The organism is Aeromonas lacus (assembly GCF_000764665.1).
Taxonomy (GTDB): Bacteria; Pseudomonadota; Gammaproteobacteria; order Enterobacterales; family Aeromonadaceae; genus Aeromonas; species Aeromonas lacus.
Map to the genome: position 1 here is coordinate 1 of NZ_JRGM01000071.1, position 2018 is coordinate 2018.

The window sequence follows — 2018 nt, forward strand, 5'->3', positions numbered from 1 at the left end:
AACCCATCCTATAATTGGCAAACTTAAATATGCTAATGCCTCATTTTGATTGGTTTCAAAAATATTCTGAATCATGTTTTGATCAAACAAGACTCTATACTTCATCATTGTGTAACTAACGATTGCGCTAAGTGCGATAAGAAGTGCAAAAAAAGGCTTTACTAAATACCGTATCGAAAATGGAACAAATGCAAAATTAAGCGCTGCAACAAGCAATATTGGTAATGAAATGGCGAAACCAAATTTAAAATCTTCTAATTTGTAAAGAATTTCGTAAAAATGGAGAACTCCACGCCAGTTCAGCATAAATGCAAAATACAGTGCCAAAAAAAATATGAGCGGCACAATTTTTATTTTTATAAGGGAAGGCATACTTACTCCATTAATAGCCCAACAGTCACTTTCTAACGATACATCTTGTCTGTATGTTGAAAATGAATGGTAACAAAGCTGTACGTGAGCTTAATTGGCATTTTGTCATTTACTGATAAAAATGTGATCTCAATCACGAATCGCTTATCCGAAATGATACACAGCCAAAATTAAGGAAGTCTTAAGATGCTCTTCGTTCAGTTTTCTATCGCTTGAAAGCCAATAGCAAGACACCGCCAGCGATCATGCCAATCCCCAACCATTCTCTGACCGATGGCCGTTCACCAAGGAAAGTGAAAGCAAAAATAGCAACCAAGACAAGGCTGAGCTTGTCTACTGGGGCAACCTTAAAAGCCTCACCAATCTTTAGTGCTCGAAAGTAACAGACCCAAGAAGCGCCTGTTGCTAAACCGGACAGAGTAAGGAAAATCCAAGTTTTTGGTGTTAGACCAAAAGGGTTGGCCCACTTCCCTGTGTAAGCAATAAATGCTGATAAAACAACGATGATCACTCCTGTGCGGATCAACGTTGCAAGGTCAGAATCAACCCCTTCCACCCCTACCTTCGCAAAAATTGCAGTCAGAGCAGCAAAAATTGCAGACAAGAAAGCCCAGTAGAACCACCCAGTTTGTGAGTCCATTTGACACCCAATAATTCGCTACGCATCAATGTTAGATTTTTTCGCATGGCGCCATCTAGCTTAAGTGTTTCTTAATAAATCCCTGACACTCTTTCATAGACGGCGATTCGTCTAACCAAAGGATAGGGTGAACTATGCATAGCAACACCGATAACATCGTAAGCAAGGTGCCAGAAATCACACTGGCCTTTTGGATGATTAAAATTTTAGCAACAACGCTTGGTGAGACAGGCGGAGATGCGTTATCGATGTCGATGGATCTAGGCTACCTGGTGAGTACAGCAATTTTTGCAGTCATTTTTTTTGCTGCTGTCAGTGCTCAGATATCCGCCAAGTCTTATAACCCTACGCTGTATTGGGTCACGATCATCGCAACCACCACGGTAGGTACAACGTTGGCTGACTTTGCAGACCGTTCTTTGGGAATTGGTTATGCAGGTGGTTCGACCATACTCTTCCTTTTGTTACTTGGTTCCTTTGGGGTGTGGTATCGAGCGCAAGGAGAGATATCATCCAGTGTAATTTCGTCACCCAGAACAGAAATGTTCTACTGGATCACCATCATGTTTTCACAAACCCTTGGTACAGCCTTGGGTGACTGGACTGCCGATGATGCCGGATTCGGGTATGCAGGGAGTTCCGTAGTATTCGGTGGCATGTTGCTGGCCATAGTTGCAGCCTACTTATGGACTAAAATATCTCGTACATTCTTGTTTTGGGCTGCTTTTATTATCACACGCCCCCTTGGCGCTGTTGTTGGAGATTTCCTGGATAAGCCATTGAGCAAGGGTGGGTTAGAACTTAGCCGCTATTCAGCCTCAGCTGCATTACTATTAGCGATTGCTGTGCTGGTATTTATATCAAGTACAAGAAGCAAACAAAACGACACTGTAGCGTTGGATTTAGATACTGATAACTAAGTGTATTAAATGATAGTGTTGGAGCAGTGTCATATGATGCATATGCCTGCTCCAATTATAGTCAGTCAAAACAGATAGTGGTGATT

Annotated in this window: 3 protein-coding genes; 1 reads left to right on the forward strand and 2 read right to left on the reverse strand. The window is 41.8% G+C overall.

Translation table 11 applies throughout. From position 1 onward, the window contains the following. Both LG31_RS0107630 and LG31_RS0107635 read right to left on the reverse strand, forming a co-directional pair. Positions 1-372 (reverse strand): phosphoethanolamine transferase domain-containing protein (locus tag LG31_RS0107630; RefSeq protein WP_033113891.1); only part of this gene is annotated, 372 nt, incomplete at its 3' end. Positions 373-577: 205 nt separating this feature from the next. Next, positions 578-1012 (reverse strand): EamA family transporter, encoded by a 435-nt coding sequence (locus tag LG31_RS0107635; RefSeq protein ID WP_033113892.1) that lies wholly within the window; start codon positions 1010-1012, stop codon positions 578-580. A gap of 134 nt (positions 1013-1146) precedes the next feature. Here LG31_RS0107635 and LG31_RS0107640 point away from each other — a divergent pair, with 134 nt between their 5' ends. Further along, positions 1147-1932: a COG4705 family protein gene (locus LG31_RS0107640; protein ID WP_033113893.1), complete on the forward strand. Its 786-nt coding sequence runs from the start codon at positions 1147-1149 to the stop codon at positions 1930-1932. The last annotated feature ends 86 nt before the right edge of the window (positions 1933-2018 follow it).

Bases quoted from the DNA above. Each gene is read 5' to 3' on its own strand.
- LG31_RS0107635 (WP_033113892.1), bottom strand. From the start codon at position 1,012: ATGGACTCACAAACTGGGTGGTTCTACTGGGCTTTCTTGTCTGCAATT.
- LG31_RS0107640 (WP_033113893.1), top strand. From the start codon at position 1,147: ATGCATAGCAACACCGATAACATCGTAAGCAAGGTGCCAGAAATCACA.